Below are 22,890 nucleotides of genomic sequence, written 5' to 3' on the forward strand. Positions count from 1 at the left end.
TACTCGCCTCGGTACTCGCCTCGGTACTCGCCTCGGCGATCCCCCCGGCCCCCAGCGACCGTCAACGACCCTGGAGACGGGCGGCTGTCGTGCGGGTGGATCCGAGTTTGCGGTAGAGCTGCCATCCGGGGCACGCCGTGGCGAAGCCGTCCCGGTGGCCGGAGATCACGTTCAGTCGTACCTTCCTACCCTTCGGATAGCGGTTGCCACCGCCCGACTTCAGATACGTCTTGCCCTTGGGGTTGGCGCCGTAGAGACCGAGCTTCCACGCGGCGAGCCGTGCGACGGCCTTCGTCACGGCGGCCGGCGGCTTCTTGGAGCCGTAGCTGCCGAGGACGGCGACCCCCATGCTTTTGGAGTTGAACCCGAGGGTGTGCGCGCCGAGGACCGGCTTCGCCACCCCGCCCGCCCGGCCCTCGTAGATGTTTCCGCACTTGTCGACGAGGAAGTTGTAGCCGATGTCCCGCCAGCCCATGCTCTTGACGTGGTAGCGGTAGATACCGCGAATGAGCGAGGGCGCCTGCGCACAGCGGTACCCGTTGCCGGACGCCGTGTGGTGCACGAAGGCCGCCTTGACCTTCTTCGTGTAGACGAAGCCCCGCTCGCGCAGCCCCTCGTCGGCGCCCCAGCCGCGCCGGGTGACGATGCGCGGGCGCGGCCCGATGTACGGCTTCGCACGCTGCCGATCCGTCAACTCCCCCGCGCGCAGGGCGAACAGCTCCTCTACGGTCTGCTGCCGGTCCAGCGCCGGGATCTCGGTGCCGTCGAGGTCGGCGAGATCGGCGTTGGCGGCGGCAGCGTCCATCCCGGCGAGGGCCTCGGCGGGTTCGTCGGTGGGTGCGGAGCGGGGCTCGGCGGCGCGCCGGGGCGCGCCCGCCGCGCTCTTCTGCCGGGCGGGCTCCGGTGCGCTCTCCCCCGGGTCCACCAGTTCCAGACGCAGGCCGACCGGAAGCGGGGCGGTCGTCGTCGCCGTACGGGAGCCGCGGGCCGTGTCCTCGGTCCTGCGGTCCGCCTCGGCGCGGACCCGTACCTCCACTCCGTCGGAGTCGCCCACCCACAGCGGTGCCGTGGCGCCGTGGACGCGGCCGGAGGCGCGCTCGGCCGTGCCGGGGTCGGCCGCGTCGTCGTTGTGGGTCTCCAGGTCCTGCCAGCCCGACCAGGTGTCGGTGCCGGCCGCGCGGGTGCGGACCTGGACGCGGCCGTGCAGCACGGTGTCCGGGTCGTCCCAGATCACGCCCACGAGGGAGAAGTGCCGTACGTCCCGGCGGGGCAGGCCCTGTTCGGCGACCGGGGCGAGGGTGCGGTCGCGGGAGGCCAGGGGCGCGAGGGGCAGCGACTGGGTGCCCCCGGGGGCTTCCGCGCCCGGCGCCGGTCTCACGGCAGCTGGGGACGCCGGTCTCGCCGCGACCGCGGGCGAGGTGAGGGGAAGGGCGAGGGCGGCCGCGCAGGTGACGCCGACCGAGGAAGCAAGAAGTCCACGCATGCTCCCGATCCTGGACATAGTCATATAAATCTGTCCATCGGGGAGCTGACGGACCGTCGGGTGCCGTTGCGCCGAACCGGTGGCCCCGCGCGGAGGTGCCCGGCCGCCCGCCCGCGTACGCTTTCACGGGTGAACGCCACCGATCGCACCCCTGCCGACCTGCTGCGTTCCGCGCTCGCCGCGGATCCCGGCCGCCCCCTGGTGACCTTCTACGACGACGCCACGGGCGAACGTGTCGAATTGTCCGTGGCCACCTTCGCCAATTGGGTGGCCAAGACCGCGAACCTCCTCCAGGGCGACCTCGCCGCAGCGCCCGGTGACCGGGTGACGCTGTTGCTGCCCGCGCACTGGCAGACGGCGGTGTGGTTGCTGGCGTGTGCGTCGGTGGGAGTGGTCGCGGATGTCGGCGGGGATCCGGCCGCGGCCGACGTGGTCGTGAGCGGACCGGACACGCTGGAGGCGGCACGGGCGTGTTCCGGGGAGCGGGTCGCGCTGGCCCTGCGGCCCCTCGGCGGGCGCTTCCCCCAGACGCCGGCCGGGTTCGTGGACTACGCCGTGGAGGTGCCGAGCCAGGGCGACCGGTTCGTTCCGTTCTCTCCGGTGGACCCCGAGGAGCCCGCGCTGGTCGTCGCCGGGCGGGAGTTCAGCGCGGCGGAGGTCGTGGAGCGGGCGCGGGCCGAGGGAACGGCGGATCGCGTGCTGTCGGGGTTGTCGTACGACACCTGGGACGGGGTGTGCGCCGGGCTGTACGGGCCGCTGGCCAACGGGGGGTCCGTGGTGCTGTGCCGGCATCTGGAGCGGTTGGGCGAGGACACGCTGACCCAGCGGATCGAGAGTGAGCGAGTGACTGCTGTGCGCCGCTGAGAAGGGCTGGTCCGGTCCGGTTGGCGGGTGCCGCTCCGCTGCGGCTCGTCGTGCGGTTCCCCGCGCCCAGGCGGGGACAGTCACCCGGACGGGTCAGTACGAGGCCGCCCTCGCACCCGGTGCACCTCATGATCGTAGGAACAGATCCCTACGCCATGAGGGGTGGGCCGACTCGTGACCGACAGTGCTCGCGCCCTCGGGCCCGGCCTCGGGGCGTCGGCCCACGGCGAAGGGCTCATACGGCGGCGTCGGCGGCGCCGGCTGGGCGGTGCCGGGCTCGGTGTCGGCATCGTCGTCCTCGCCGCCGCGGGTGCCGGAGGGGCCGTCTACGCCAAGCTGGACGGGAACATCACCGCGGACGACGCCGCCGCCGCGGAACTCGCCCGGTACGAGAAGGACCGGCCGACCTCACTGGTCAAGGGCGCGCAGAACATCCTGCTGATCGGGTCCGACTCCCGGTCGGGCGACGGGAACGCGCGGTACGGACGGGATTCCGGGACGGAGCGGTCGGACACCACGATCCTGTTGCACCTGGCCGCCGGGCGGCGTGCCGCGACCGCCGTGTCGCTGCCGCGGGACCTGATGGTGGACGTGCCGGCCTGTCTGGAACCGGACGGAACACGCAGCGCGCCCATGTTCGCGATGTTCAACCACGCCTTCCAGAAGGGCGGTTCGGCCTGCACGATCCGGACCGTCGAGAAACTCACGAACATTCGCGTGGATCATCACGTGGTCGTCGACTTCCATGGGTTCAAGGACATGGTGGACGCCGTCGACGGGGTGGCGGTCTGCCTCGCCGAACCGATCGACGACAAGGCCGCCAAGCTGCGACTTCCGGCGGGGCGGGTGACGCTGAACGGCGAGGAGGCGCTCGGCTATGTGCGGGCCCGCAAGTCCCTCGGCGACGGCAGCGACACCGACCGGATGGAACGCCAGCAGCGCTTTCTCGGGGCACTCGTCCACAAGGTGCAGAGCAATGACGTACTGCTGAATCCGGTGAAGCTCTATCCGGTGCTGGACGCGGCGACTTCCTCGCTCACCACCGATCCCGGTCTGGCGAGTCTGCGCGGGCTGTACGAACTCGTGCGCGGACTCAGGCACATCCCCACGGAGCGTGTGCAATTCCTTACCGTGCCGCGGGAGTCGTACGTCTACGACGCCAATCGTGATCAACTCGTCGAACCCGAGGCCCGGCGGCTTTTCGAACGGTTGCGCAAGGATGCGCCGGTGAAGGTGACGGAGAAAGCCCCGAAGGTTTCAGAACATTCTCATGATGAAGAACCTCATGGAGAATCCGAGAACGGCGGCGGGGCTCCCACCTTCCGTGGCAACACGGCCGCCGAGGACACCTGCGGGTAAAGCGTTTCTCAAGGTGACGAGCAGTGTCCGAGCAAATGGGCGGATTGCCCGGTTGTAGGCACGTGCAATTCGTCACCGCCGTAACCTGTCGGCGAATCGGACGGCTAGTGTGAGCGATCCGGTGCATCCGGCCGACGGAGGATTCAGCAACCGTGGACGCACAAGGCCGTGGGCGGGCGGGCGACATCGACCCCGCCGACCAGTGGGTACTCAACCCGCACACCGGTGAATACGAACTGCGACTGACCCCTTCCGCACCGCAGTCGGGTGTTCCCGGTCCCCGTAGATCCGCGCCCTCCCCGAGCAGGTCGGGCGCGCCCGCCGGTCGTACGGCCACTCCGGTGGCCCCCGGCCGGGGCGTCCCGCCGCCGCGCAGGCGCCGGGGCGCGCCGCCCGAGGAGCCGCTGCCGGGGCGGCGCGGACGCCGGCCCGTCAAGAAGAAGTCGACGGCGAAGAAGGCGCTGCTGTGGACCGGCGGCACCATGGCCTTCGTGCTGGTCGCGGCCGCGGGCGGCGGGTACCTCTACATCCGCCACCTCAACGGCAACATCACCTCCGTCTCCGACGACGGCGCGAGCACCGGTGGCTTCCAGACCGACAAGGCGATCAACATCCTGCTGATCGGCACCGACAAGCGCACCGGCGCGGGCAACGAGAGCTACGGCGACAAGGACAGCGTCGGGCACGCGGACACCACGATCCTGCTGCACGTCTCCAAGGACCGGACGAACGCGACCGCGCTCAGCATCCCGCGCGACCTGATCGTCGACATCCCCGACTGCCCGACCACGCAGCCGGACGGCACCACCAAGGTCATCCCGGGCACGGACGGCGTCCGCTTCAACACCAGCCTCGGCCAGGACGAACGCACCCCCAGCTGCACGGTGCGGACCGTGACCGAGCTCACCGGCATCCAGGCCGACAACTTCATGGTGGCCGACTTCAACGCGGTCAAGACGCTGACCACGGCGGTCGGCGGCGTCGAGATCTGCCTGGCCAAGGACATCGACGACAAGGACTCCAAACTCAAGCTGTCCAAGGGCACGCACACCATCTCGGGTGAGGACGCCCTCGCGTTCGTGCGCACCCGGCACTCGGTCGGCTTCGGCGGCGACCTGAGCCGGATCGGGCTGCAACAGCAGTTCCTGAGCGCGCTGATGCGCAAGCTGAAGTCGAACGACACGCTCACCAACCCGGCGAAGATGCTGAAGCTGGCCGAGGCGGGCACCAAGGCGCTGACCGTCGACTCGCAGCTCGACAGCATCGGCAAGCTGAAGGACCTCGGCCTGGAGCTGGGCAAACTGAACGTGAAGAACCTGACGTTCACCACCGTGCCGGTCGTCGACAACCCGGCGGAGAAGGTGAAGGCGACGGTCGTCCTCAACGACGCGACGGCTCCCACGGTCTTCGACATGATCAAGAACGACGTGTCGTTCACCGAGGTCAAGAAGAAGGCGAGCGCCTCCAAGAGCGCCGAGGCGGCGGAGGCGGCGGCCCGTCTGAAGGGCACCAAGTCCGCCGCGTCCGAGGTGCGGGTGCGCATCCTCAACGGCGGTGCGGCGGCGGGCAGCGCACAGGCCGAGCTGGAGTACCTCCAGAACGAGGAGGGCGTCCTGAAGTCGGAGAACGCGGGCAACGCGGGCGTGGCGCTGAGCAGGACCACGCTGGAGTACGCCCCCGACCAGGCCGACCAGGCCCGCAGGCTGGCGGCCGTCATGGGCCTGTCGGGTTCCGCGCTGAAGCCCGGCAAGAGCGTCACCAACTCCCAGGGCCTGCCCACGATGACGCTGACCCTGGGCAAGGACTTCAAGGGCGCCGGAGTCTCCTTCACCACGGCGACCAAGGCCCCCGAGGGAGTGCAGCAGTCCACGGCCGACAAGGTCGAGTGCGCCAAGTGAGGCAGGTGTCGCAGCACAGGTGAGAGGTTGTCCGCCGGTTCCGCGGTGACCTCAGAGGCCTGCCGTGCGTCTAAGAAGACGTACGGCAGGTCTTTTTCGTTCGTGTTCGGCGTGAGGGTGGGGAGACAGGGGATGACGCACAGCGGTGTGCACGAGGAGGGGATGCGGCCGGTTTCCCGGCCCGCTCCAGGTCCGCGGAAGGCCGACGGGGGCGGCGACAGCGGGGGCAGGGGGGACGGTGGCGGGCGGCACGGGCGGCGGCGCGGCAAGCGCAGGCACCGGGCGCTGAGATGGGGGGCGACCACGCTCGCCGTGCTGATACTCGGCACGGCCGGCGCCGGATACCTCTACTACCAGCACCTCAACGGCAACATCCGCAAGGGCGAGCGCAGCAGCGGCGACTCCAAGGCGCGGAAGTCCGAGGCCAACGCGGCCGGGCAGACGCCGCTCAACATCCTGCTGATCGGCTCGGACAGCCGTAACTCCGACGAGAACGTGAAGCTCGGCGGCAGCAGGGACAACCGCGGCAACCCGCCGCTGGGCGACGTGCAGATGCTCATCCACCTCTCCGCGGACCGCAAGAGCGCCGCGATGGTGAGCATTCCGCGCGACACCCGGGTCGACATCCCCAAGTGCACGGACCCGGACACCGGGAAGACGTACCCGGCGACCACCGACATCATCAATCTGTCCCTGGCCCGCGGCGGCGCCGGCTGCACGCTCGCCACCTGGCAGAACCTCACCGGCGTCTACATCGACCACTGGATGACGATCGACTTCTCGGGCGTGGTGCGGATGGCGGACGCCATCGGGGGCGTCTCCGTCTGTGTGCAGCAGAACGTGTGGGACCGCCCGACGGCCGCGGTGCCCGGCGGCTCCGGGCTGAAGATGAGGAAGGGCACGCACAAGGTCCAGGGCAAGGAGGCCCTGCAGTGGCTGCGCACCCGGCACGCCTGGGGCAGCGACCTGATGCGGGCCAGGGCCCAGCACATGTACCTGAACTCGATGATCCGCACGCTGAAGGGGCAGAACGTCTTCACCGACACCCCGCGGCTGATGGGCCTCGCCGAGGCGGCCACGAAGTCCCTCAAGGTGTCCGAGGAGATCGGCTCGGTCAAGGACCTCTACGACCTGGGCATGCAGCTCAAGTCGGTGCCGGCGGACCGCATCACCTCGGTGACGATGCCGAACGTGCAGGACCGGGAGAACAAGGAACACGTGATACCCGACGGCGCGAACGCGGACAAGTTGTGGGAGATGCTCCGCGACGACGTGGCCCTCGACAAGAACGGCAAGGCGTCCGCGGGCGGGAAGAAGACCACCGTGGCCACCAAGGCCCCGTCCGCGCCGGACGACGAGATCGGGGTCCTGGTGCAGAACGCGACGGCGACCTCCACGCTCGGCCCGGTCGGCGGACGCGCCGGCACGATCGCCGAGGAGCTCGTGCGGAAAGGTTTCACGCAGGCGTCCAAGGACGCGACGGCGGGGCTCTCCGAGGACCGGACCGTCGTGCGCTACCCGAGCGCCGACCTGGAGGGTGACGCCCAGCGCATCGCCAAGTCCCTGGGAATCCCCATGAGTTCGGTGAAGAAGTCGACCGACGTCTCCGGGGTCACCCTCGTCGTGGGCGCCGACTGGCGTACCGGGACGGCGTATCCGAAGCAGTCCGAGGCCAAGGCCGGTGATCTGCCGGGCAACGCGGACGCCATCAACGGCTCGGACACCGGGAAGTGCATGGACGTGTACTGGGTCTACCGCTGGTAGTCGAACGGGACAGCCGGGACCGAACGGAGCGGTCCGGGCGTACGTACATACTTGCAGGATCGGCACAGGAACAACTCACGTCGCTCAAGGCCCGACCGGGCGGATAGTGTGAGCGATCCAGCGATCGCCGCGTGGCCCTGACGGAGGATTCGGACAACCGTGGACACACAAGGCCGTGGGCGGGCGGACGACGTCGACCCCGCAGACCAGTGGGTGCTCAATCCGAACACCGGCGAATACGAACTGCGACTGGGCCCTTCCGCACCGCGGTCGGCCGTTCCCGGTCCGCGCCGCTCCGCGCCCGCACCGGGCAGGACGGGCGCGCCCGCCGGGCGTACGACCACTCCGGTGGCCCCCGGCCGGGACGTCCCGCCGCAGCGCAGACGCCGGGGCGCGCCGCCCGAGGAGCCGCTGCCGGGGCGGCGTGGACGCCGGCCGGTCAAGCAGAAGTCGAAGGCGAAACGGGCAGTGCTGTGGACCGGCGGCACCATGGCGTTCGTCCTGGTCGCCGGTGCCACGACGGGCTACTTCTACCTCAAGCACCTGGAAGGCAACGTCGGCACGACCGACGTCGGCGACGCGGCCGCGAGCAACTTCAGCAAGGACGAGGCCTTCAACATCCTCATCATCGGCACCGACAAGCGCACCGGTGAGGGCAACGAGGGCTACGGCGACACGGGCAGCGTGGGCCACGCCGACACCAACATCCTGCTGCACGTCGCCAAGGACCGGACGAACGCGACCGCGCTGAGCATCCCGCGCGACCTGATCGTCGACATACCGGACTGCCAAACCAAGCAGGAGGACGGCAGCGAGACGGTCGTCGCCGGACAGGCCGGCGTCCGCTTCAACCGGAGCCTGGGTGAGAAGGGCCGGGACGCGGGGTGCACGATGCGCACGGTCGAGGCGGCCACCGGCATCAAGCCCGACCACTTCGTGATGGCCGACTTCAACGCGGTGAAGACCCTGACCACCGCGGTGGACGGGGTCGAGGTCTGTGTGGAGAAGGCCGTCGACGACGAGAAGTCGAAGCTCGTCCTGCCCGCGGGCAAGTCCAAGGTGGAGGGCGAGAAGGCCCTCGCCTTCGTGCGCACCCGGCACGCCTTCGGCAACGAGGGCGACCTGGACCGGATCAAGGTGCAGCAGCAGTTCCTGGGCTCGCTGATGCGCAAGATGACCTCCGGCGACACCCTCACCAGCCCCACCAAGCTGCTGAAGCTGGCGGAGGCCGCGACCAACGCGCTGACCGTGGACAAGGCGATCGGCAAGGTCGGCACGCTCAAGGACATCGCCCTGGAGCTGAAGAAGGTGCCGACGAAGAACATCAGCTTCATGACGATCCCGGTCAACGACAACCCCGCCGAGACGGTCAAGGCGACGGTGGTCGTCGACAAGGCGCTTGCACCCCCGATCTTTGACGCGATCAACAACGACGTCTCGTTCACCGAGGTCAAGGCGCAGGAGAAGAAGGAGAAGGCGGAGGTGGCGGCCCGGCTCAAGGGCACCAAGTCCGCCGCCTCCGACGTCCGGGTGCGCATCCTCAACGGCGGTGCGGCCGGGGGCAGCGCGCAGCAGCAGCTGGCCTACCTCCAGACCCGGGCGGGCGTGACCAAGTCCGAGAACGCCGGCAACGCGGAGGCGGCGCTGGCGAGGACGACCCTGGAGTACGCCCCCGACCAGGCCGACCAGGCCCGCCGCCTCGCGGACATCATGGGTCTGTCGGGCTCGGCGCTGAAGCCGGGCAAGAGCGTCACCAACTCCCAGGGGCTGCCGGCCATGACCCTCACCCTGGGCAAGGACTTCAAGGGCGCGGGCGTCAAGCTCAACTCCGCGACGGCGGCGGCCCCGCGGAACGCGTCCACCGCGGACAAGGTGCAGTGCGCGAGCTGAGGTCCACGGGAGACCACGGGGCGGGCCCCAGGTCTCGCACAGGTTCATAGGGCAACCTCACGGGCCCGTCGTATGTCTAAGACGTACGGCGGGCCCGAGGCATGACCGCGGGTCCGGTGGGGTGGGTGGGAGGACGGGAACGTTGACAACGCAATACAGCGTGCAGGAAGCCGCGCCGGCGACCGAGGGGGACAGCTTGCACGGCAGCCGCAGGGCGCCGCGCAAGCACCGGGTGCTGAGATGGTCGGCGGCGACGCTCGCGGTGCTGATACTCGCGGCGGCCGGGACCGGCTACCTCTACTACCGGCACCTGAACTCCAACATCGAGCAGGACGACCTGAACCTGGGCGACAACAAGGTCGCCGAGCCGACGCCGAACGCCGCGGGGCAGACCCCGCTGAACATCCTGCTGATCGGCTCCGACGCCCGGGACAGCAAGGAGAACCAGGAACTCGGCGGCGCCAGGGAGACCTTCGGGTCCACTCCGCTCGCGGACGTGCAGATGCTGCTGCACCTGTCCGCCGACCGCAGCAACCTCTCGGTCGTCAGCATGCCGCGCGACACCCTCGTGAAGATCCCCAAGTGCACCGACCCGGACGACGGCAAGGTGTACGCGGCGAGCGAGGGCCGGGCGATGGCCAACCAGAGCCTCGGCCACGGCGGCCCGGGCTGCACGGTGGCCACCTGGCAGGAGCTCACCGGCATCCACATCGATCACTTCATGATGGTCGACTTCTCCGGCGTGGTGTCCATGGCGGACGCCATCGGCGGTGTCCCGGTCTGCGTGGACGCCAACATCCACTCACGGGACAGCGAGGGACACGGCTCCGGTCTGAAGCTGGAGAAGGGCACGCACCCGGTCAAGGGCGAGCAGGCCCTGCAGTGGCTGCGCACCCGCTACGGCTTCGAGGACGGCAGCGACCTGGCCCGCGCCAAGGCCCAGCACATGTACATGAACTCGATGGTCCGTCAGCTGCGCGCCAACGCCACCCTGAGCAGCCCGAACAAGCTGCGCAAGCTCGCCGAGCAGGCCACCGGGGCCCTCACCGTCGACTCGGGGCTCGGCACCGTGAAGAAGCTCTACGACCTGAGCGACGAGCTGCGCAAGGTCGAGCCGGAGCGCATCACCATGACGACCATGCCGAACCGTTACGTCGGCGCGCGCGTGGAGCCCACCGAGGACGCCGAGCAGCTCTTCCGGCTGGTGCGCGACGACATCGCGCTGGACGGCAAGGACGCGAGGAAGGCGACCGCCGAGAAGGCGGAGGAGGTCTCCGACGACCCGGCCGCCGCGAAGGACGAGATCGGCGTCCTGGTCCAGAACGGCACCCGCACCGACAACCTGGCCGCGGCGAGGGGACGCGCGAGCACGGTGGCCGGGCTGCTGACGGAGAAGGGCTTCGACAAGGCGGTCTCCGACCGTTCCGCGTCGCTGAGCGAGGCGACGACGCTGGTGCGCTACCCGAGCGCGGAACTGGAGGGCGACGCCCAGGCGGTCGCCAAGTCCCTGGGAATCCCGATGAGTTCGGTGAAGAAGTCGACCGACGTCTCCGGGGTCACGCTCGTCGTCGGCGCCGACTGGCGCGAAGGCACGAGGTACAAGGCGCCCAAGGAGGACGACACGACCCCCAAGACCGCGGAGGCCCTCAACGGCGCCGACGACACGGCCTGCATGCACGTCAACCCGGGCTTCACCTGGTGACAGGGCGCCCCTCGGTCCTGAGGGGCGCCGCTTTCACACCTTGTTCAGCACGGCGGGCCGCCGCGAGGCGATGACCCGCTTGGCCAGGGAGCGCGGGCTGGTCAGGAAGCCGTAGCCCCAGCACATGTGCATGGTGGCGAGGGCGACGGGGATCTGGAGCCGGGCCTTCAGCGGGAGCCCCTTGCCGGCGGGCAGCGAACCGAGGACGATCGCCGCGAGGTAGCCGCCGGGGATCACGAAGCCGAGCGGGGTCAGCGCGGCGCCGACCACGGTCCCGGCCGCGATCGCGCACACGGCGGTCGGCGGGGCGAGGTAGCGCAGGTTGATGGAGCCCTCGTGGTAGCGGGCGACGACGTGCCGCCAGCGGCCGTAGTCCTTGTACTGCTTGGCGAGGGCCTTCACGCTCGGCCTCGGGCGGTACGACACCCTCAGCTCGGGCGAGAACCAGATGAGCCCGCCCGCCTCACGGATGCGGAAGTTGAGCTCCCAGTCCTGGGCGCGGACGAACTCCTCGTTGTAGCCGCCCTGTTGCTCGAGCGCCTCGCGCCGGAACACCCCGAGGTACACGGTCTCGGCGGGCTGCGCCTCGCCGCCCGTGTGGAAGGCCGCGTTGCCGACACCGATCTTCGAGGTCATCGCGGCGGCGACCGCGTGCTCCCAGTCGTTCTCGCCCTCGGCGTGCATGATGCCGCCGACGTTCTGCGCGCCGGTCTCCTCCAGGAGCCGTACGGCGGTCGCGATGTAGTTCGGCGAGAGCATGCCGTGCCCGTCGACGCGGACGACGATCGGGTGGCGGGAGGCCTTGATCGCGGCGTTGAGGGCGGCGGGGGTGCGGCCGGTGGGGTTCGGGACGGTGTGCACGCGCGGGTCCTCCGCGACGAGCTCGGCGGCGATCTCGTCCGTGCGGTCCTTGGACGGACCGAGGGCGATGACGACCTCCATCTCGCCGGCGTACTCCTGCGCGAGGATCGCTTGGACGGCTCCGCGCAGATGCCGCTCCTCGTCGAGGACGGGCATGATCACAGACACGGCGGGGAGCTGCACGTCGGGCTTGGCGTTCATAGGGGGATCACGTTACCGCGAACGGGGGACACTGCCGCGCCCCGCCCGGGGCGGTGCCGGTCGTCGCAGATCGTATGGGCCTACGGTGCTCAGGATCCCTCGTTCGGCTGTTCCTCGCGGAGGTGTCCCTCCATGCCCGTCAAGCCGCCCCGGCCCTCCGCGGCCCGCCCTCACCCCTCGCAGCGGCGGCCCGCACCGCCCCCCGTACGACGCAAGCGGCCCCGCTGGGCCATGCGGGCGGCGACCACGCTGTCCGTCGTCGTGCTCGCCTCCGCGGGGATCGGGCACGCGGTGATGACCAGCCTCGACGCGGACATCACGCGCGTGGACCCCTTCAAGGACATGAAGAACCGGCCGCGCGCCGGACACGGCATGAACGTGCTGCTGGTCGGCACCGACGGCCGCGACAAGATCACCGAGGCGGAGCGGCAGAAGTACCGGCTGGGCGGGGCGCCCTGCCACTGCACCGACACGATCATGATCGTGCACATCTCGGAGGACCGGGAACGGGCGAGCGTGGTGAGCCTGCCGCGTGACTCGTACGCGATGACGCCCCCGCACGCCGACCGGACCACGGGGGAAGAGCACCACGGGCACCCCATCAAGATCAACGCGGCGTACGCGGAGGGCGGGCCCCAGCTGACGGTCCGGACCGTCGAGAACATGACCCACGTCAAGATCGACCACTATCTGGAGGTCGACTTCACCAGCTTCATGAAGACGGTGGACGTGCTCGGCGGGGTCGAGATCTGCAACGCCGACCCGCTGAAGGACGCGTACACCGGGCTCGACCTGACGGCGGGCCGGCACCGGCTGATGGGCGGGCAGGCGCTCCAGTACGTCCGCTCCCGGCACGCCGACGTCTCCTCCGATCTCGGCCGGATGAAGCGGCAGCAGCGCTTCCTCGCGGCGCTGATCGAGCGGGCGACCTCGTCCGGCGTCATGCTGAACCCGATGAGGTTCCGCGATGTCGCCCGGGCCGTCCTCGGCTCCGTACGGGCCGACAAGGGCTTCGGCACGGACGAACTGCTCGACCTGGGCCGGGCGATGCGAAACTTCTCCCCCTCCTCGTCGGAGTTCACGACCGTGCCGATCGGGCAGATGGGATACCCCGTCAACGGCGTGGGCTCGACCCTGAAGTGGGACGCCGTGAAGTCGGCGCGGCTCTTCAGGGCCCTGCGCGAGGACCAGCCGCTGGCCGCGCACCAGCCGAAGACCAAGGCGCTGCTCGTCCCGGTCTCCCCGCAGCAGATCCGCGTCCAGGTCGAGAACGGCACGGCGACCGGCGGACTCGGCAAGCGGGTGGACGCGGCCCTGGCGTCGACGGGATTCCGCACGACGGGGAACCCGGTGAACTCGGCCGACCGCACCCTGAAGCGCACGGTCATCGCCTACGACCCCCGCTGGGACCGCTCGGCCCGCTCGCTGGCGGCGGCCCTTCCCGGGAGCGAGCTGCGGGCGGTGAAGGGCCAGGGGGCGGTGCTGAAGGTCCTCGCGGGCGCCGACTTCGACCGAGTACGGAAGGTACGGGCCGAGGACGAGCTCCAGGGGGAGTCCGGAGTGGTCACCGGGGATGAGGTGGGGTGCGTGTAGGAGGGGTGAGGGCAGGCCGGTGTCCGGCTCAGTCCTCGAAGCCCTCCGCTGCCCGCTTCTCGCGCAGTTCCATGATCGCCCGGCGGCGCGCGAGGCGGTGGGTGCGGCGGATCTGGGCCTCCTGGTAGCGGCGCTCGTCGCGTTCCGTCTCCGGGAGCACCGGAGGAACCCGGCGGGGCTTGCCGTCGGCGTCCACCGCCGCGAAGACGAGGTAGGCGGAGCCGACCTGGGTGGCGGGCGTGGACTCGTTCCAGCGCTCGGCGAGAACCCGGACGCCGACCTCCATCGAGGTCCGGCCGGTCCAGTTGACCTGGGCCTTCACATGGACCAGGTCACCGACGCGGACCGGCTCCAAAAACGCCATCTCGTCCATCGAGGCGGTGACGGCGGGCCCGCCGCTGTGCCGCCCGGCCACCGCGCCCGCCGCGTCGTCCACCAGCTTCATGATCACGCCGCCGTGCACCGTACCGAGGAGGTTGGTGTCGGCCTGGGTCATGATGTGGCTCAGCGTGGTGCGGGATGCCGAGGTGGGCTTGCCCGGGATCTCCGGGGCGCCCTGGTGCGCGGCGGTGGCCTGGTCTGTCATGGCCCCACCCTATGCCTGATGACAATTCGGGAATTTGTGTCAGCTTGGCAACAGCGCTGCCCTGATTTTCCGACGACCCTTGTATAGGGCACAGCGGGTACCTGCACACTGGGCCCCATGAACGATTGGCCCGAGGGATGGTCCGGCGACAACCGCGGCGACCGGTACGGACGCGGCAGCGCGAGCGCACAGCCCGAGAGCGCCCGCGTGATGCGGCAGGTCCGCCGCGGTCAGGCGGCGCCCGGGCAGGGTGCGTACGGCCGCCAGGGCCCGTCCGCGCCGCCGTACGGCAGCGGTGTGCCCCAGCAGCCGTCGTACGTCAACGGCGGGGGTCACGGCGGTGACTACGACGAGTACGACAGCGGCTACAACACCGGCCAGGTCTACGGCGGCGGGGGTCACGGCGGGCCCGGCGACCCCGGCGACCCCGGCGGCGGCCGGGGTCCGCGGCCCGCGCCGAACTGGCGCAAGCGGATCAAGTGGACCGCCATCGTCGTGATCACCGGGCTGGTGGTGACGACCGTCGGCACCTACTTCTGGGCCGACTCCAAGCTCAACCGCGAGGTCGACCTGTCCAAGGTCATCGACCGGCCGGAGCAGGGCGACGGCACCAACTACCTGATCGTCGGCTCCGACAGCCGCGCCGGGCTCTCCTCGGAGCAGAAGAAGCAGCTGCACACCGGCTCCGCCGCGGGCAAGCGCACCGACTCGATGATGATCCTGCACACCGGCAGCAACGGCGACACGCTGATCTCGCTGCCGCGTGACTCGGACGTGGAGATCCCGACCTTCGTGGGCTCCGAGTCCGGCAAGACCTACAAGGGCACGGGCCGGCACGTGAAGCTGAACGCCGCCTACGCCGAGGACGGCCCCGAACTGCTCGTGCGCACGGTCGAGTTCAACACCGGCCTGAAGATCGACCACTACGTCGAGATCGGCTTCGCCGGCTTCGCGAACATCGTGGACGCGGTCGGCGGGGTCGAGATCGACATCCCGAAGGGCGGCATGAAGGACACCAAGTCCGGTGCCGACTTCACGGCGGGCAAGCAGACCCTGAACGGCGACCAGGCCCTCGCCTTCGTCCGCACCCGCTACGCCCTCGCGGGCTCCGACCTCGACCGCACGAAGAACCAGCAGAAGTTCCTCAACGCGCTCGCCAACCAGGTGGCCACCCCGAGCACCATCCTGAACCCCTTCAAGCTCTACCCGACGATGGGCGCGGGCCTCGACTCGCTGATCGTCGACAAGGACATGGGCCTGTACGACCTGGGCAAGATGTTCTGGGCGATGAAGGGCGTGAACGGCGGTGACGGCACGTCCATGAACATGCCGATCTCCGGCTCCACGGGCGGCAACCTGGTCTGGGACAAGGCGAAGGTGAAGACGCTGGTGGACGAGCTGAAGAACGACGAGAAGGTCACCGTCTCGAGCAACTGAGCCCTACGGCCGCCGTCCCGAGCCGAGCAGCGCGATGTGCGGAAGGGCCAACTGCCCTTCCGCCACCGTGTGTTCGGCGCTCAGACGGTCGTACTCCCGCCGGATCCGTACGACGGTCTCCGGGTCCTGCGAGGTGACGACCAGCCCGATGGTGGCCACCCCGCCCGCCGCACCGCTCCACCACTCCTCGACGCCGGCCCGGTGGTCCCAGCCGAGTTCGGCCGCCTCGGACGCCACGAAGCCCGCCCCGCCGAGGAGTTGGGCGAGACCGTCCGCCGTACGGGGCCAGTCCTCCGCCGGATCCAGCCTGGGGAGGTACGGGGGCGGTACGGCTCCGCCCGCCTCGCAGGCCCGGCCGAGCAGGTCCTGCCCCGCGCCCCGGTTCGCACTCCACGTGGTGAGGGCGACACGGCCACCGGGGCGCAGGACGCGGCGCAGTTCGACGAGGGCGGTGCGGGGGCGGCCGACGTGGTTGAGGACGAAGTTGCCGACGACGGCGTCGAACTCGCCTTCCTGGTAAGGGAGTTCGGGAAGCTCGCCGGTGCGCGCGTCGACCCCGCGGGCCCGCGCCGCCGCCACCATCCCGGCATCGGCGTCCACCGCACTCACCCGGGCGCCGCGAGCCCGCGCCGCCACGGCCGCCGTACCGGTACCGGTGCCGACGTCGAGGACGCGCGTCCCCTCACCCACTCCGGCCGCGTCCAGCAGGGCCTCCACGGGGTGGGCGCACAGGTGCGCGAAGCTCCCGGCGTAGGCCTCGGTGCGGCCCCTCCACATCTCGCGCTCGGCGGCGTCGAAGGCCTCGGTGGCGTCCGCCTCCGGGGGCAGCGGCGGCGGCTGGAAGAGGCGGTCCGAGGGCCGGCCCTGCGTGTCCGTGTACGGCGTCGTGTGCTCGGGTGCGGTCATGTCCCGCAGCCTGCCCCACCCATGACCAGGAGCACCTCGGGGGGTGCCCCCGGCCACGTCCGGGCGACGAGGTACGTCACATCGCCATGCCCGCCATCGCCCGACAGGTCTCCACGCAGCGGCGACACGCCTGCGCGCAGCGCATCAGCTGGGGATCGTCCGGCATGGACATACACGCCTCGGCGCACATCTCGCACGCCTTGGCGCACAGCGCGCACATCTCCGCCGACATGGGCGAGCGGCGCATCATCATGTCCGCGCACATGCGGGTCATGTCGGCGCAGTCGATGAGCGCGCGCATGATCTGCATCTGCGCCTGACCGCCCCTCTGCATGCAGGAGCTCATGGTCTCCTCGCAGACGCTGTGGCATTCCATGCACGCCGCCACGCAGTCCTGCATCTCCTTGCTCATCGCGGACATGCTCTCGGCCTGGGTCATGGCTCCTCCTGGGACGCGGGAGCCCGGGACGGGCCCCGTGCCCTTCCGTCCTACGCCCCTCCCCGGCGGGGCGCCATCGGGCGGACGCCAACAATCCGCCCCGAAACACCCCACCCGAGGTACGACAAAAGCCCCCGGAGCAACTCCGGGGGCTCGGGCCCCTCCGGCGGATCCGCCGGTGTCGCCGGGCTGCCACGCGCATCGGAGCCCGCGCATCAGGCCCCGCGCGGCCCGGCCGGCGAACGGCCCCAGCCGGTCCGATCCGTCGGCCGGGGCCCTCGGGCGTCGCGCGCCGGATCCGCTACGGCAGGTTCCTCGCCATCACGATCCGCTGAACCTGGTTCGTACCCTCATATATCTGGGTGATCTTGGCGTCGCGCATCATCCGCTCGACCGGGTAGTCACGGGTGTACCCGTAACCGCCCAGCAGCTGCACCGCGTCCGTGGTGACCTCCATCGCCACGTCCGAGGCGAAGCACTTGGCCGCGGCGCCCTGGAAGGTGAGGTCCTTGTCGAGGCGCTCCGAGGCGGCCGCGGCCTGGTAGGTCAGGGCACGGGCGGCGGTGATCTTCATGGCCATGTCGGCGAGCATGAACTGGATGCCCTGGAAGTCGGCGATGGCCTTGCCGAACTGCTTGCGCTCCTGGACGTAGCCCTTGGCGTAGTCGAAGGCGCCCTGGGCGACGCCGAGGGCTTGGGCGGCGATGGTGATGCGGGTGTGGTCCAGGGTCTTCATCGCGGTCGCGAAGCCGGTGCCCTCCTCGCCGATCATGCGGTCGGCGGGGATGCGGACGTTGTCGAAGTAGACCTCGCGGGTCGGGGAGCCCTTGATGCCGAGCTTCTTCTCGGGGGCGCCGAAGGAGACGCCCTCGTCGGACTTCTCGACGACGAACGCCGAGATTCCCTTGGAGCGCTTCGAGGAGTCGGTGACGGCCATCACCGTGTAGTACTCGGACTCGCCCGCGTTGGTGATCCAGCGCTTCACGCCGTTGAGGATCCAGTGGTCGCCGTCGCGGACCGCCTTGGTCTTCATGCCGGCCGCGTCGGAACCGGCGTCCGGCTCGGAGAGGGCGTAGGAGAACATCGCGTCGCCCTTGGCGAGCGGCGACAGGTACTTCTTCTTCAGGTCCTCGGAGCCCGAGAGGATCACCGGGAGGGAGCCCAGCTTGTTCACGGCGGGGATGAGGGAGGAGCTGACGCAGGCGCGGGCGACCTCCTCGATGACGATCACCGTGGCCAGGGCGTCGGCGCCCGCGCCGCCGTACTCCTCGGGGACGTGCACGGCGTGCAGGTCGTTGGCCACCAGGGCGTCCAGCGCCTCCCGGGGGAAGCGGGCCTCCTCGTCGACCGCGGCGGCGTAGGGCGCGATCTTCGCCTCCGCCAGCGAACGGATGGCGTCCCGGAGCATGTCGTGCTCCTCGGACGGGCGGTACAGGTCGAAGTCAGCCGATCCGGCCAAGGTCTCTCACGCTCCAAAGACGCTGCGGTGCCTGTGCTAATTACCGTTAAGTAACTCAAATTTTAGGGCCCGGCTCACACGAGTGAGACGTGAGCTTGACGACAGCGGGAAAAATGCCCGCCGACCCGTCCGACTATGCTCGGGCGCGCATCGGACCGTCCCCCTTTCTGGAGTCTTCATGGCCCTCAAGATCACCGTGATCGGCACCGGCTACCTCGGCGCCACTCACGCCGCGGCCATGGCCGAGCTCGGGTTCGAGGTGCTGGGGCTCGACGTGGTGCCCGAGAAGATCGAGATGCTCCAGCGGGGCGAGGTCCCGATGTACGAGCCGGGCCTGGAGGACCTGCTGCGCAAGCATGTCGCCGGGATCGAGGGCTCCACCGGCCGGCTCCGCTTCACCATGGACTTCGCCGAGGTGGGCGCCTTCGGTGACGTGCACTTCGTCTGTGTGAACACGCCGCAGCGGCACGGCGAGTACGCCTGCGACATGTCGTACGTCGACTCCGCGATCGCCTCCCTCGCCCCGCACCTGACCCGCCCGGCCCTCGTCGTCGGCAAGTCGACCGTGCCCGTGGGTTCCGCCGACCGGCTGGCCCGCTACCTGGCCGACCACTCCCCGGCGGGCGCGGACGCGGAGCTGGCCTGGAACCCGGAGTTCCTGCGCGAGGGCTTCGCGGTGGACGACACGCTGCACCCGGACCGGATCGTGGTCGGCGTGCGCAGTGAGCGCGCGGAGAAGCTGCTGCGCGAGGTGTACGCGACACCGCTCGGCGAGGGCACGCCGTTCGTGGTGACGGACTTCCCGACCGCCGAGCTGGTGAAGACGTCCGCGAACTCCTTCCTGGCCACGAAGATCTCCTTCATCAACGCGATGGCGGAGATGTGCGAGGCCTCCGGCGGCGATGTCGCTCGGCTCGCGGAGGCGATCGGGTACGACGACCGGATCGGGAAGAAGTTCCTGCGGGCCGGGATCGGCTTCGGCGGCGGCTGTCTGCCGAAGGACATCCGCGCCTTCATGGCCCGTGCGGGTGAGCTCGGCGCCGACCAGGCGCTGACCTTCCTGCGCGAGATCGACTCGATCAACATGCGCCAGCGCGGTCAGATGGTGGAACTGGCGCGGCAGATACTGGGCGGCGGGCCGTTCCTCGGCAAGCGGGTCGCGGTGCTCGGCGCCACCTTCAAGCCCGACTCGGACGACGTCCGCGACTCACCCGCGCTGAACGTCGCCGGGCAGATCCACCTCCAGGGCGGTCAGGTCACGGTCTACGACCCGAAGGGCATGGACAACGCCCGCCGCATCTTCCCGACCCTGGGCTACGCCGACACCGCCATGGACGCGGTCCGGGGCGCCGACGTCGTACTCCACCTCACGGAGTGGCGGGAGTTCCGCGAGCTGGACCCGGCGGCCCTCGGCGAGGTCGCGGCGGCGAAGGTCGTCCTGGACGGCCGCAACGCCCTGGATCCGGTGCTGTGGCGGAAGGCCGGGTGGACGTACCGGGCGATGGGGCGCCCGACCGCCTGAGCGTGTGGCGGCAGCCGTGACGGGGCTTCAGAACAAGGGGTCGGCGGCCCCCAGGACGACGAGTTCGGTGCCGTCCAGCACCTCCGCGACCGCCCGCGGCGCCCGGCGCATGTGGTGGTGGTCCCACTGGGCGCGGCGGATCACCTGGTCCGGGTGGCCGAGCGCGCGCAGCACGTCCCAGTGCAGGGCCTGGGCCCAGACATAGCCCGGATCGCCGTCCACGTCCATGTCCTCCGGGTCGATCGGTGTGTCCGCGAGCGCCGAGGCCAGCCGGTGACCGTCCACGGGCCCGGTGGCGAAGTCCAGGAACGCGGCCGGGTCCGCGCCCACGGGGGTGTCGCCGCCGTCCTCGCTCTCCCATCCCGGCCAGGAGTCGTAGCGGTGGGCGCGCCCGCCCGCACGCCAGACCTCCAGCTCCAGCCGGTCGCCGTCGTACTGGAAGGCCGCCAGCACCGGAACGCCCAGTGCGGCGCTGATCGGTCCGGCGAGCGCGAAGACGTTGTTCCCCCCGATGAACCGGTCCGGATGGACGAGGCAGAACCCCGGCCCGGCCGGGACCGCGTAGCCGGCCGCGCAGACCTCGCGCAGCACGGGGACCGCCTGTCCGAGCGGCACGGGAATCAGCATGGTGCCGTACGTACTCACGGCCTCACCTCCTGGGCGCGGAGAGGCTACGTGGCCACGAGGTCCTGCGGAAGCCCGCGTCGGCATATGCCGGCTTCCCCGGAATCATCAACACGAGTTCGATTTGCATTCGAGTACGGTGCCGAATTGACCGTTCTCACAGACCACCCCCCTGCAAAGGAGAGGTAGGCAACGATCGGTTAACCGATGCGTAGCCAAGCGGAATCCGCCCTCCACTCCACTGTTCGTCATCGCCGAGCTCTTCGGTCGGATTGATCCGAGCATGTCAGGAGTGAGTCATGCCCCTGTTTCGTGGGGTGGATTGGCCGCGTGATCATCGCGACGAGTTGGTCGCCGGAGCACTCGTGGGTGCGGTGGTGATCGTGCTGGGGTACGCGTCGGGCATCGGCGCCCCCGCCGCCTCCGGGACGGCCGAGGCCGCGGTTCCGCCGGCCGCCTCGCCCGCGGTCACGGCGCCGGTGACGACCATGCCGGGGGCCGGTCAAGTCCCCGCCGGCTCGGGCGAGTTGCCGTCGTACGGCGGGGGCGGCACGGGCTTCGGATACGGCGGCACCGGGTCGGACATCGGATACGGCGACGCCGGAGGCGTCGTGACCGGCACCGGCCCCGTGGGCGGGAGCGGAGGGCACGGCGGTGGCCACACCGGGTCCGAGAGCTCGCCCCCCTCCGGCACTCCCGCTCCCGTTCCCGTTCCCACTCCCACTCCCACTCCCACTCCCACCCCCTCCCCCTCCGCCACGGCCACGGCCACCTGCCAGGATGGCCAGGTCACCCTCGTACAGCCGCTGCTCGTCGGTCTCACCGGGCCCGTGCTGGGGCTCCTGGACGGGGCGGCCGCGTCCCCCTCGCCGACGCCCTCGCCGACGCCTTCCCTCTGCGTCGGCGTCGCCCCCGCCTCCGGCCTGCTCGGCGGACTACTGGCCCCCTCCGCTTCCGCCTCCCCGGAACCGGAGGCGACGCCATGAGGCCGCTGCTCGTCCTCGCCGCCCTCCTCTGCGCCCTCCTCGGCGCCGCCCAACCCGCCTCCGCGCACACCGAGTTGGTGAGCTCCTCCCCCAAGGACGGCGCCAGGCCCGCGAAGGCCCCGGCCCACCTCACCCTCACCTTCGACGAGACCGTCGACCCGGCCGAGGTGCGGGTGCTGACGATGGCCGGGGACCGGCTGCCGGTGGCCCGGACGGCGAAGGGCAACGCGGTGCGGGTCGCGCTCGACAGCCCGGCCGACGGGAGGTTCGCCGTCGTGTGGTCCGTCGTGGACAAGGAGGACGGACACGCCTCCTCCGGGCGGATCGCCTTCACCGTCGCCGCGAGAGCCACCGCGACCGGCGGCGCCGAGGCCTCCGCTCCCGTCACGTCCCCCGCGGTGCGCCAGGCCCTCGTCGCCGCCCGCTGGACCGGCTACCTCGCGCTCGCCCTGTTCGTCGGCGGGCTCGCGTTCGTCGCACTGCTGTGGCCGGGCGGGGCCTACGAGCCGCGGGCCCGGGCGCTGCTGGGCCTGGCCTGGACGGGCGGGCTGCTGGCGACCGTGACGACGGTGGGACTGCAGGGTGCGTACGCCTCGCTCGGCGGCCTGCGGGACGCCCTGCGCCCGGCGACCTACGCCGATGTCCTCGCCACCGGACCCGGCATCGTGCTCGCCGCGCGCGGCCTGATGTGGGTGCTCGCGGCCGTGGTGCTCGCCGCGCTGCTCCAGGGTGCCGCGCGCTCGCCGGGCTGGCGGGTGGGCGCGCTCGCGGTGACGTTCGGGCTGCTGCGCACGACCGGCATGACGGGCCACAACTCCGAGGGCAGCGAGCCGACTTGGGGAGCCGTCGCCGACTTCGTCCACCTGCTCGGGGCCGCGCTGTGGATCGGCGGGCTCGCCATGCTCGCGCTGGCGGTGCTGCCGCGCCGGCGGGTCGCGGAGCTGGCCGAGGTGGTGCCGGGCTACGCGCGGCTCGCGGCGGTGAGCGTCACGGGCATCGTCGGCGCCGGGCTGGTGCTCGCGTGGCAGGTGGTGGGGTCGTACGACGCCCTCCTGCACACCTCCTACGGGCATCTGCTGCTCGTCAAGACGGCCGTCCTCGGGTGCGTCCTGGTCGCCGCGTACGCGAGCCGCCAGTGGGTGCGCACCCGTCTCGATCTCGCCGTGCTGCTGCGCGGCGACGCCGCCACCGTGCGGCCCTTCGGTTACTCGGTCGCGGCCGAGACGGGGCTGGTCCTCGTCGTGCTCGCCGTGACGAGTCTGCTGGTCACGGCCGATCCCGGCCGCTGAACACCCGCAAAAGCAAAAGGAGTTGCA

Annotated in this window: 18 protein-coding genes; 11 read left to right on the forward strand and 7 right to left on the reverse strand. The window is 70.7% G+C overall.

All coding sequences use genetic code 11. The features are described 5' to 3' along the window. Positions 1-61: 61 nt before the first annotated feature. Positions 62-1,483: an N-acetylmuramoyl-L-alanine amidase gene (locus tag ABZT02_RS15260; RefSeq protein ID WP_356018053.1), complete on the reverse strand. Its 1,422-nt coding sequence runs from the start codon at positions 1,481-1,483 to the stop codon at positions 62-64. 129 nt (positions 1,484-1,612) lie between these two features. Here ABZT02_RS15260 and ABZT02_RS15265 point away from each other — a divergent pair, with 129 nt between their 5' ends. From ABZT02_RS15265 to ABZT02_RS15290, 6 genes are all read left to right on the forward strand, one after another. Then, the gene (locus ABZT02_RS15265) at positions 1,613-2,347 is read left to right on the forward strand and encodes a TIGR03089 family protein (RefSeq protein ID WP_356018055.1); all 735 of its coding nucleotides are present in this window, start codon (positions 1,613-1,615) and stop codon (positions 2,345-2,347) included. Between the two features lie 174 nt (positions 2,348-2,521). Beyond that, complete coding sequence (locus ABZT02_RS15270) at positions 2,522-3,706, forward strand: LCP family protein (RefSeq protein WP_356018057.1); 1,185 nt, start codon at positions 2,522-2,524, stop codon at positions 3,704-3,706. Positions 3,707-3,858: 152 nt separating this feature from the next. Continuing rightward, positions 3,859-5,604: an LCP family protein gene (locus ABZT02_RS15275; protein WP_356018059.1), complete on the forward strand. Its 1,746-nt coding sequence runs from the start codon at positions 3,859-3,861 to the stop codon at positions 5,602-5,604. A 132-nt stretch (positions 5,605-5,736) separates the two neighbouring features. Beyond that, positions 5,737-7,368 (forward strand): LCP family protein, encoded by a 1,632-nt coding sequence (locus ABZT02_RS15280; RefSeq protein WP_356018062.1) that lies wholly within the window; start codon positions 5,737-5,739, stop codon positions 7,366-7,368. A gap of 159 nt (positions 7,369-7,527) precedes the next feature. Then, positions 7,528-9,258, forward strand: coding sequence for an LCP family protein (locus tag ABZT02_RS15285; RefSeq protein ID WP_356018064.1), 1,731 nt, complete (start codon positions 7,528-7,530; stop codon positions 9,256-9,258). Between the two features lie 160 nt (positions 9,259-9,418). Then, complete coding sequence (locus ABZT02_RS15290) at positions 9,419-10,960, forward strand: LCP family protein (protein WP_356018626.1); 1,542 nt, start codon at positions 9,419-9,421, stop codon at positions 10,958-10,960. A 33-nt stretch (positions 10,961-10,993) separates the two neighbouring features. Here the strand turns inward: ABZT02_RS15290 and ABZT02_RS15295 are convergent, their stop codons facing one another. After that, positions 10,994-12,022 carry a glycosyltransferase family 2 protein gene (locus ABZT02_RS15295; RefSeq protein WP_356018066.1) on the reverse strand — a complete coding sequence of 343 codons (1,029 nt, stop codon included), beginning with the start codon at positions 12,020-12,022 and terminating at the stop codon, positions 10,994-10,996. Between the two features lie 132 nt (positions 12,023-12,154). Between ABZT02_RS15295 and ABZT02_RS15300 the strand changes: the two genes are divergently transcribed. Beyond that, complete coding sequence (locus tag ABZT02_RS15300) at positions 12,155-13,615, forward strand: LCP family protein (RefSeq protein WP_356018068.1); 1,461 nt, start codon at positions 12,155-12,157, stop codon at positions 13,613-13,615. Positions 13,616-13,643: 28 nt separating this feature from the next. Here the strand turns inward: ABZT02_RS15300 and ABZT02_RS15305 are convergent, their stop codons facing one another. Next, complete coding sequence (locus tag ABZT02_RS15305; protein WP_356018071.1) at positions 13,644-14,201, reverse strand: acyl-CoA thioesterase; 558 nt, start codon at positions 14,199-14,201, stop codon at positions 13,644-13,646. A gap of 117 nt (positions 14,202-14,318) precedes the next feature. Between ABZT02_RS15305 and ABZT02_RS15310 the strand changes: the two genes are divergently transcribed. Next, the gene (locus ABZT02_RS15310; RefSeq protein WP_356018073.1) at positions 14,319-15,638 is read left to right on the forward strand and encodes an LCP family protein; all 1,320 of its coding nucleotides are present in this window, start codon (positions 14,319-14,321) and stop codon (positions 15,636-15,638) included. Between the two features lie 3 nt (positions 15,639-15,641). Here the strand turns inward: ABZT02_RS15310 and ABZT02_RS15315 are convergent, their stop codons facing one another. The 3 genes from ABZT02_RS15315 to ABZT02_RS15325 all read right to left on the reverse strand — a co-directional run bounded on the left by ABZT02_RS15315 (position 15,642) and on the right by ABZT02_RS15325 (position 18,442). Beyond that, a complete protein-coding gene (locus ABZT02_RS15315) occupies positions 15,642-16,415 on the reverse strand; it encodes a class I SAM-dependent methyltransferase (protein ID WP_356018627.1) in 774 nt (257 codons plus the stop codon). A gap of 205 nt (positions 16,416-16,620) precedes the next feature. Further along, positions 16,621-16,983 carry a four-helix bundle copper-binding protein gene (locus tag ABZT02_RS15320; RefSeq protein WP_356018075.1) on the reverse strand — a complete coding sequence of 121 codons (363 nt, stop codon included), beginning with the start codon at positions 16,981-16,983 and terminating at the stop codon, positions 16,621-16,623. Positions 16,984-17,284: 301 nt separating this feature from the next. Further along, the gene (locus tag ABZT02_RS15325; RefSeq protein WP_356018077.1) at positions 17,285-18,442 is read right to left on the reverse strand and encodes an acyl-CoA dehydrogenase family protein; all 1,158 of its coding nucleotides are present in this window, start codon (positions 18,440-18,442) and stop codon (positions 17,285-17,287) included. Between the two features lie 178 nt (positions 18,443-18,620). Here ABZT02_RS15325 and ABZT02_RS15330 point away from each other — a divergent pair, with 178 nt between their 5' ends. After that, a complete protein-coding gene (locus ABZT02_RS15330; RefSeq protein WP_356018080.1) occupies positions 18,621-19,964 on the forward strand; it encodes a UDP-glucose/GDP-mannose dehydrogenase family protein in 1,344 nt (447 codons plus the stop codon). A 27-nt stretch (positions 19,965-19,991) separates the two neighbouring features. Here the strand turns inward: ABZT02_RS15330 and ABZT02_RS15335 are convergent, their stop codons facing one another. Further along, positions 19,992-20,609 (reverse strand): hypothetical protein, encoded by a 618-nt coding sequence (locus ABZT02_RS15335; protein ID WP_356018082.1) that lies wholly within the window; start codon positions 20,607-20,609, stop codon positions 19,992-19,994. A 278-nt stretch (positions 20,610-20,887) separates the two neighbouring features. Here ABZT02_RS15335 and ABZT02_RS15340 point away from each other — a divergent pair, with 278 nt between their 5' ends. After that, positions 20,888-21,574 (forward strand): hypothetical protein, encoded by a 687-nt coding sequence (locus ABZT02_RS15340; protein WP_356018084.1) that lies wholly within the window; start codon positions 20,888-20,890, stop codon positions 21,572-21,574. After that, on the forward strand, positions 21,571-22,863 hold the full coding sequence (locus ABZT02_RS15345; protein WP_356018087.1) for a copper resistance protein CopC: 1,293 nt from the start codon (positions 21,571-21,573) through the stop codon (positions 22,861-22,863). Before ABZT02_RS15340 ends, ABZT02_RS15345 begins: the two co-directional genes overlap by 4 nt. Positions 22,864-22,890: the final 27 nt, after the last annotated feature.

Origin of the sequence: Streptomyces sp. NPDC005402 (assembly GCF_040606575.1) — a bacterium.
In the GTDB taxonomy this organism is placed as follows: domain Bacteria; phylum Actinomycetota; class Actinomycetes; order Streptomycetales; family Streptomycetaceae; genus Streptomyces.

Bases quoted from the DNA above. Each gene is read 5' to 3' on its own strand.
- ABZT02_RS15330 (WP_356018080.1), top strand. From the start codon at position 18,621: ATGGCCCTCAAGATCACCGTGATCGGCACCGGCTACCTCGGCGCCACT.
- ABZT02_RS15315 (WP_356018627.1), bottom strand. From the start codon at position 16,415: ATGTGGAGGGGCCGCACCGAGGCCTACGCCGGGAGCTTCGCGCACCTG.
- ABZT02_RS15260 (WP_356018053.1), bottom strand. From the start codon at position 1,483: ATGCGTGGACTTCTTGCTTCCTCGGTCGGCGTCACCTGCGCGGCCGCC.
- ABZT02_RS15280 (WP_356018062.1), top strand. From the start codon at position 5,737: ATGACGCACAGCGGTGTGCACGAGGAGGGGATGCGGCCGGTTTCCCGG.
- ABZT02_RS15310 (WP_356018073.1), top strand. From the start codon at position 14,319: ATGAACGATTGGCCCGAGGGATGGTCCGGCGACAACCGCGGCGACCGG.
- ABZT02_RS15295 (WP_356018066.1), bottom strand. From the start codon at position 12,022: ATGAACGCCAAGCCCGACGTGCAGCTCCCCGCCGTGTCTGTGATCATG.
- ABZT02_RS15305 (WP_356018071.1), bottom strand. From the start codon at position 14,201: ATGACAGACCAGGCCACCGCCGCGCACCAGGGCGCCCCGGAGATCCCG.
- ABZT02_RS15345 (WP_356018087.1), top strand. From the start codon at position 21,571: ATGAGGCCGCTGCTCGTCCTCGCCGCCCTCCTCTGCGCCCTCCTCGGC.
- ABZT02_RS15320 (WP_356018075.1), bottom strand. From the start codon at position 16,983: ATGACCCAGGCCGAGAGCATGTCCGCGATGAGCAAGGAGATGCAGGAC.
- ABZT02_RS15340 (WP_356018084.1), top strand. From the start codon at position 20,888: ATGCCCCTGTTTCGTGGGGTGGATTGGCCGCGTGATCATCGCGACGAG.
- ABZT02_RS15300 (WP_356018068.1), top strand. From the start codon at position 12,155: ATGCCCGTCAAGCCGCCCCGGCCCTCCGCGGCCCGCCCTCACCCCTCG.